Below are 7,397 nucleotides of genomic sequence, written 5' to 3'. Positions count from 1 at the left end.
GTAGCCGCAGTTGTAGGTGCTGTACTGCGTCTGACCGTTGTAGGCCGGTGGGACGGTCACGACGTTCTCGCCGATGTAGTGCGAGCACGGGGTCTCGATCACCGGAGCTGCTGCCGCCTTGCGGGCCAGCTGCGGCGCGCCGGACGGCCCGAGGTCGCCCTGCACGATCGAGTCCGGTCGCGTCGTGGTGCGCGACTGCTCGATGCTGATCGCCGAGACCTTGGGGGCGATGGATGCGGGCACCGACGGTGCGGAGGCCGGAGCGATCAGCTGGCGGCCGCCGTGCTTGAACGAGTGGAGGGAGGTGCCGAAGACCGATCCGAGCTGGTCCGGAGTGCCGCGGAACACGACATACTGCCGGCTGGCCGGGACACCCTGGATGGTGAGGCCCGCCGCCTTGATGAAGCTGACGAGTGCGTCGAAGTCGGCCTGCGTCGGCGAGAAGCGGTTGATCCACTGCTGCGGCGACAGCGCTTTGCGGTAGCCGCGGTCGAGCGGACTGGAGACGGCCTTGGCGAGCGCCTCGGCGCCCTGCTGGTCGCGGAGAGGCAGATAGATCTCCCCCTGTACCGTCGTGTCGGCCGGGGCTGCGCCCGCATCGTTGCTGGCGGTGGCCCAGGACGGGACGGAGCCGGCGTAGGTCACCCGGTCGGCGGCGCCGGCCGCAGATGCTCCCGCCAACGACAAAGCCACCACGGCAGACGTGGTGGCGATGATACCGAGCGCCCTCTTGTGGAGGGACCGCGTGGTGCGAAGTGCCATGAATGTCATCCTTTGGTTCGGACGGACTCGACAGCGAGCCATCGCGCGACGCGCGACATGGCGAGACTAGACCTGGACGTTCTACCTCTACAAGAGGGGGTAGACGGTTCCGTTCGCACCGGGCCGTCCGCCCGGTTCCGTTCGCTGACGCCGACGGGGTCGGGACCGGCAACCGGTCCCGACCCCGTCGGTTGTTCCTGGAACGGACTCAGATGGCGTTGACGTCCAGCGGGATGCCGGGGCCGAACGTGGTCGACACGGCGCCCTTCTGGATGTAACGGCCCTTCGCGGCGGACGGCTTGAGTCGCACGACCTCCTCGAGGGCGGTGGTGATGTTGTCGCTCAGCTGCTCGGCGGTGAAGCCGGCCTTGCCCACGACGAAGTGCACGTTGGAGTGCTTGTCGACGCGGAACTCGATCTTTCCGCCCTTGATGTCGGAGACGGCCTTGGCCACGTCCGGGGTGACCGTGCCGGTCTTCGGGTTCGGCATGAGGCCGCGCGGGCCGAGCACCTTACCGAGACGACCGACCTGGCCCATGAGCTCCGGGGTGGAGACGGCCGAGTCGAAGTCGGTGTAGCCGCCGGCGACCTTCTCGATCAGCTCGGCGCCGCCGACCTCGTCCGCGCCGGCCGCGATGGCCGCCTCGGCCGCAGGGCCGGTCGCGAACACGATGACGCGGGCGGTCTTGCCCGTACCGTGAGGAAGAATGACGGTACCGCGGACCATCTGGTCCGCCTTACGGGGGTCGACGCCGAGCTTCAGCGCGACCTCGACGGTCGAGTTGAACTTGGCGGAGCCGGTCTCCCGCGCCAGGGCGACGGCCTCGGCGGGGGTGTAGAACTTTCCGGCCTCGATCTTCTCGGCCGCGGCCCGGTAGGCCTTGGACTTCTGTGCCATGTGATTTCTCCTAACGAGAATGTGGTGCGAGCCTGGCCGGCTCTTCCACGATGTGTCTTGGGGAGTCGGGCTTACGCCTCGACCGTGATGCCCATCGAGCGGGCGGTGCCTGCGATGATCTTCGACGCCGCGTCGATGTCGTTGGCGTTGAGGTCGACCATCTTCTGCTCGGCGATCTGGCGCACCTGCTCCTGGGTCAGCTTGCCGACCTTGTTGGTGTGCGGGACGCCGGAGCCCTTGGCGACGCCGGCCGCCTTCTTGATGAGCTCGGCTGCGGGCGGGGTCTTCAGGACGAACGTGAACGAGCGGTCCTCGTACACGGTGATCTCGACCGGGATGACGTTGCCGCGCTGCGCCTCGGTGGCCGCGTTGTACGCCTTGCAGAACTCCATGATGTTCACGCCGTGCTGACCAAGCGCCGGGCCGATAGGCGGGGCGGGGTTGGCGGCGCCGGCTTTGATCTGAAGCTTGATCAGACCGGTGACCTTCTTCTTCGGTGCCATGTCTCTTCCTTCTTTGTGTGTTCGAGCGGTTCAGGCCGCAGCCCTCGTCGCTCTCCCGGTTTCTCGGCCCTTCCGAGACCCGGTGTTCTGAAAATCGTGGGGAGTGTTCCTACTGCTTCGTGACCTGGTCGAAGCTGAGCTCGACCGGAGTCTCGCGCTCGAACAGGGAGACGAGCACGGTGAGCTTGCCGCTCTCCGGCTTGATCTCGCTGATGGAACCGGGCAGGCCCGCGAACGAGCCCTCCTTGATGGTGATGGTCTCGCCGATCTCGAAGTCGACCTCGGTGATGACGGTCCGCGCGGTGCTCTTCTGGCCCTTCGCAGCGCCCTTGGCCGGAGCGGCCTCGACCTGCACGAGGCTCTTCAGCATCGAGAAGGCCTCCTCGAAACGCAGCGGCGTCGGGTTGTGCGCGTTGCCGACGAACCCGGTGACACCCGGGGTGTGGCGCACGACCGACCAGCTGTCCTCGTTGAGGTCCATGCGCACCAGCACGTAGCCCGGGATGCGCACGCGGTTGACCATCTTGCGCTGGCCGTTCTTGATCTCGACCACATCCTCCATGGGGACCTGCACCTCGTAGATGTAGTCCTCCATGTTCATCGAGACCATGCGGTTCTCGATGTTGGACTTCACGCGGCGCTCGAAGCCCGCGTAGGAGTGGATGACGTACCACTTGCCCAGCTTGGAGCGCAGCTCGGCGCGGAACTCCTCGTACGGGTCGGTGGAGGTCTCCTCCTCGTCCTCGACGGCCTTCACGGCCGCCTCGGCCTCGTCGGCGCTGTCGACCTCGAGGGCCTCGTCGACGGCACGGTCGGCCTCGGGGTCCACCGCCTCCGCCATGGCGTCGAGCACCGCGTCGAGGTCGATCTCGGTTCCGTCGTCGGCGACCACGTGCAGCGCCTCGTGCTCGGCGGCCTCGGACGCTTCGTCCTCGCTCGCGAGCACGTTGCCGGTCTGCGCCTCGTCGTCCTCGGAGGACTGCTCAGCAGCGGGCGCCCAGTCCACGTCGTCGCGATTCGTCTCAGACACTGAATTCATTCCATTTCTCGTCGGGAGGGCCGGTGCGGCCCGGTCGACATCGTCTACTTCGGGTGTCCGAAGACCCAGACGACACCCAAGCCGAACACCCAGTCCAGGAGCGACACGAGGGCCATCATGATCACCACGAACACCAGCACGACGCCGGTGTAGCTGAACAATTCCTTGCGGGTCGGGGTGACGACCTTCTTGAGCTCGCCGATGACCTGCCGGATGAACAGGGCGATCCGCGCGAAGGGGTTGCGCCGTGCGGCGCGATCCTTCTTCGCGTTCGCGACGATATCCTCGCTCGGCTCGTCGATTACCTTTCGGGCCACCTCGTTACACCTTTCGTGGATCGGCACCTGGGTACCGACTTGCAGGGCGGACAGGAATCGAACCTGCAACCTGCGGTTTTGGAGACCGCTGCTCTGCCAATTGAGCTACCGCCCTAGGACAGCGAATCGCGCACTTCCTCCGCTGTCGTTCCAGGCTAGCCGATCGAACATCCGAACGTGCTGCGGATGCGCGGCCGGGGCGGGGCAGTACTGCCGTCGCCACCCGGAAAAATGGCGCAGAAAAGCTTGGCAGATTCAACCACCGCGTCAAGTGTACGGGACGCGGCGGGCCGCCTGCAAAAGCGGGCGCGCTACAGGAGTTTGCGCTCCAGCGCCCACGCCGTCAGCTCATGCCGCGAAGACAGCTGCAGCTTGCGGAGCACCGCCGAGACATGCGTCTCGACGGTCTTGACCGAGATGAACAACTCGGCCGCGACCTCTTTGTATGCATAGCCACGGGCGATCAACCGCATCACCTCGCGCTCGCGGGCCGAGAGGCGATCGAGCTCGTCCGTCGACTCCGCCTGTTCCCCCGAGGCAGCGCCGAAGGCGTCGAGCACGAATCCGGCCAGCCGTGGCGAGAACACGGCGTCCCCACCGGCCACGGCGACCACGGCGTCGCTCACCTGGCCGCCCGAGCTGCCCTTCGTGAGGTAACCCCGCGCTCCCCCCCGGATGACGCCGACGACATCCTCGGCGGCGTCCGAGACGCTTAGCGCCAGGAACCGGGTCGACGGCGCCTCCGCGCTCGTGCGGCGCACAACCTCGGCTCCACCGCCTCCCGCGCCACCGGGCAGGTGCACATCCAGGAGCACCACGTCCGGCCGGGTCGCAAGGACCGCCGCGACCGCAGCATCCACGTCGGCGGCCTCGGCGACCACCTGCAGCCGCTCATCGAGGTCGGCGCGCAGCCCCGAACGGAAGATGGAGTGGTCGTCGACGATCACCACCGAGACGGGTCGGCTGGTGCTGTCGGGGGCCGGATCGGTCATATCGTCTCGCTCGGATCGTGTTTGGGTAGCTCGATGGTCAGCTGGATCTCGGTGCCGCTCTCCCGGGCGACGACGCCCGCCTGCCCGCCGGCGCGCCGCATGCGGCCGATGATCGATTCTCTGACGCCGAGGCGTCCTTCCGGAAGCGATCCCAGGTCGAATCCGGGTCCGCGGTCGCGCACGAACACATCCACCCGGTCCCCGGCGTGCTCGACGTAGACCGACACCTCTCCCCCGGCATGACGCGCGGCATTGAGCATCGCCTCGCGCGCCGCCGCCCCGAGCTCCGATGGCGCCCGGCGCACCGGCTCCCCGACCGAGACGACGTCGAAGTGGACGGCGTGGTCGACTTCGAGCGCGGCGGCGACCTCCCGCAGCTCCGCGGCGAGATCGCGATCCTCCACCGGCGACGCGTCCCCGCCATCGGTGTAGAGCCACTCGCGCAGCTCGCGCTCCTGCGCCCGGGCGATGCGGCCCACTTCGCTCGACGCGCCGGCGCGGTTCTGGATGAGCGCGAGGGTCTGCAGCACAGAGTCGTGCAGGTGCGCGGCCATCTCGGCCCGCTGCTCCTCCTTGATACGGGCGGTCCGTTCGGTGATGAGCTCCCGCCACAGCCGCAGGCCCCAGGGCGCGACGAGGACGGCGGCTCCGGCGAACGTCGTGATCAGGATGCCGAGCCACAGCATCCCGGACCCTCCGACGTTCTGGGTGAGGGCCAGCGCCAGCGCGACGACGACGAGGAAGGCGCCGCAGGAGAGCCGGAACGCGGTCGGATTCAGCGGCGCGAAGGCAGCAGGCTCCTCGTCGGCCACCTGCTCCCATGCCACGGCCAGCACGAGCAGTGCCGCCGAGCCGACCAGGGCGCCGAAGCCCGGCGGAAGCGCTCCGCCCGCCGCGAGGACGATCGCGGCGATCCCCGCCACAGCGCCCGCGCCCGCCAGGACCCAGGGCACGTTGACCCGACGGCGGACGCCGTCCGCCGGATCGGTCTCGGCCGGAGGACGCAGTGGCGCCAGCGCCCAGAGCCAGAGGTACAGCAGGACGCCGCCGCCGCCGAGGAAGGCGGCCCCCACGAAGGCCCAGCGTACGGCGACCACCGGCCACCCGAGGTGGTCGGCCAGTGCGACGCTCACGCCGCCCACCACGCAGGAGCGCGGCCGGGCGAGCGGCGGCCGCTGGATGGGCGGCCGCTCCACGGACGGCCGCTGGTGCGCGGTCCGCCGCCCGGTGCGGGCAGGTGACGACATAGCCCGATCCAAGCAGACCCCGAGCCACCCCGCACCCGGCGGCGGAAATGATCAGGGTCCACTCAGGGGTTCACCCGATACCTGCCGGACCCACCCCACCGGCAGGATGAGGAGCATGTCACAGAACGAATCGACTCCCCCGGTGGGGACGCCCTCGAACCCCTACGGCGGCCCGAAGACCGGCTTCTCCGGTCGTGGAACGCGCTTCTTCGACTGGATGCGCGGGCTCGGCGTCGTGCGGGCGGACGGCTGGATCGGCGGAGTGAGTGCCGGAGTCGCGTACCGGCTCGGCATCGACCCGCTCATCGTGCGCGGCATCCTCGTGGTCGCCGGGATCCTCGGGGCGCCCGTCCTGCTCCTGTACGCGGCGGCGTGGGCGCTGCTCCCGGACCGCGAGGGACGCATCCACCTGCAGCGGCTGTTCGAGGGCGACTTCGAGCCGCCGATGGTCGCGATCGGGGTCATCGTGCTGCTCTCGCTGATCCCCTGGACGAGCGGCCTGTGGTGGGCAGGCGGGCCGTTCTGGAACCTCCCGGCCTGGGGGGACGCTCTCGGCCGGGTCATCTGGACCCTGCTGGTGATCGGGGCGGTGGTCGCGCTGATCGTGGTCGCGGTGCGGCGCTCGGATGCGCGGGCGTCGTCGGGCGCTGCTCCTTCTTCGGCGCCGGCCGCCGACACGGTCAACGCCCCAGCACCACACCTGGATGTCGCGACAGAGCCGACGGCACCGCCGGCGCCCGCCCAGGGTGCCTCGCCGGACGAAGTGGCCGACTGGCAGCAGCGCCAGGCCCAGTGGCGGGTAGACCACGCCGACTGGAAGCAGCGCCTGGCCGCCGACATGCGCGCTGTGAAGGCGCAGCGGTCGGCCGAGCTGCGCTCCCAGGTCGCGGTGGCGTCGGCCGAGGCGGCTGCCCGGCGGGAGGCGTACCGGGCGGCGAATCCACGGGTGGGGGCCGCCGTCGGATGGCTGGCCGTCGGTCTGGCCCTCGTGGCAGGGGCGGTCGCGGCCATCGTCTGGCCGCTCCTGGCCGACGTATCGCGATTCACCACCGCGGCCGGTCTGGCTGCCGCCACGCTGGTCGTCGGCGTCGTCGTCCTCATCGCCGGGCTCGCGCGCCGCCGCAGCGGCTTCCTGATCTTCCTCGGCATCCTGCTCGCCGTGCTGACCACCGCTGCGCTGATCCTCGCCGGCGACGGCGCCACCGGCATCCACCTCACCAGCGAGGGCCTTCCGGCCCTCCTCCAGCACTGACCATCGTGTCCGACCAGGAGAAGACCATGACCGAACCGCAGCATCCCTCGATCGCACCCCTGCGCTGGGGCGGCGTCGTGTGGGGAGCCCTCCTCGCACTGTTCGCCGCCGCCGTCCTCTTCGTGCTCTCGTCGCGAGAGCGGACAGACGACGTGGGAGGCTGGCTCACCTCTCTGACCCCGGGATCCGCGTGGGCGTTGGCCGCTGCGGTGGTGGGTCTCGTCATCGTCGTGTCGGCCGTGCTCGGCGGCATCCGCGCCTCGCAGCGCCGTCGCATCCATCCGGGCCTCTGAACGGATTCCGTCCACAGGCTGCGTCACGACGCCCCCCTCCACCGATCTGACGGATCCGGGAGCGGGGCGTCGGACGTCCCTGCGACGATGGCTC

At 69.5% G+C, this 7,397-nt stretch carries 9 protein-coding genes and 1 tRNA gene; 2 read left to right on the top strand and 8 right to left on the bottom strand.

Going from position 1 to position 7,397, the window contains the following annotated elements; genetic code table 11:
- From ACPYOG_RS09585 to ACPYOG_RS09550, 8 genes are all read right to left on the bottom strand, one after another.
- Positions 1-762, bottom strand: a 762-nt coding sequence (locus ACPYOG_RS09585) for a protease pro-enzyme activation domain-containing protein (protein ID WP_481294008.1), incomplete at its 3' end; no start/stop codon positions are given.
- Between the two features lie 208 nt (positions 763-970).
- Positions 971-1,660 carry a 50S ribosomal protein L1 gene (rplA, locus tag ACPYOG_RS09580; RefSeq protein ID WP_481294007.1) on the bottom strand — a complete coding sequence of 230 codons (690 nt, stop codon included), beginning with the start codon at positions 1,658-1,660 and terminating at the stop codon, positions 971-973.
- Positions 1,661-1,731: 71 nt separating this feature from the next.
- Complete coding sequence (gene rplK / locus ACPYOG_RS09575) at positions 1,732-2,163, bottom strand: 50S ribosomal protein L11 (protein ID WP_481294006.1); 432 nt, start codon at positions 2,161-2,163, stop codon at positions 1,732-1,734.
- Between the two features lie 109 nt (positions 2,164-2,272).
- The gene (gene nusG / locus ACPYOG_RS09570; RefSeq protein WP_481294005.1) at positions 2,273-3,193 is read right to left on the bottom strand and encodes a transcription termination/antitermination protein NusG; all 921 of its coding nucleotides are present in this window, start codon (positions 3,191-3,193) and stop codon (positions 2,273-2,275) included.
- A 53-nt stretch (positions 3,194-3,246) separates the two neighbouring features.
- A complete protein-coding gene (gene secE / locus ACPYOG_RS09565) occupies positions 3,247-3,519 on the bottom strand; it encodes a preprotein translocase subunit SecE (RefSeq protein ID WP_481294004.1) in 273 nt (90 codons plus the stop codon).
- Between the two features lie 42 nt (positions 3,520-3,561).
- Positions 3,562-3,634, bottom strand: a tRNA-Trp gene (locus ACPYOG_RS09560).
- A gap of 196 nt (positions 3,635-3,830) precedes the next feature.
- Positions 3,831-4,511: a LuxR C-terminal-related transcriptional regulator gene (locus ACPYOG_RS09555; RefSeq protein WP_481294003.1), complete on the bottom strand. Its 681-nt coding sequence runs from the start codon at positions 4,509-4,511 to the stop codon at positions 3,831-3,833.
- A complete protein-coding gene (locus ACPYOG_RS09550) occupies positions 4,508-5,758 on the bottom strand; it encodes a PspC domain-containing protein (protein WP_481294002.1) in 1,251 nt (416 codons plus the stop codon). Before ACPYOG_RS09550 ends, ACPYOG_RS09555 begins: the two co-directional genes overlap by 4 nt.
- A 115-nt stretch (positions 5,759-5,873) precedes the next feature.
- Between ACPYOG_RS09550 and ACPYOG_RS09545 the strand changes: the two genes are divergently transcribed.
- Positions 5,874-7,010, top strand: coding sequence for a PspC domain-containing protein (locus tag ACPYOG_RS09545; protein ID WP_481294001.1), 1,137 nt, complete (start codon positions 5,874-5,876; stop codon positions 7,008-7,010).
- Between the two features lie 26 nt (positions 7,011-7,036).
- Entirely contained in the window at positions 7,037-7,303 is a 267-nt protein-coding gene (locus ACPYOG_RS09540; RefSeq protein WP_481294000.1) for a hypothetical protein, read from the top strand.
- The last annotated feature ends 94 nt before the right edge of the window (positions 7,304-7,397 follow it).

It is taken from the genome of Leifsonia sp. HAY1-4F (assembly GCF_056755275.1).
This window is presented reverse-complemented; position numbering and strand designations above follow the sequence as displayed.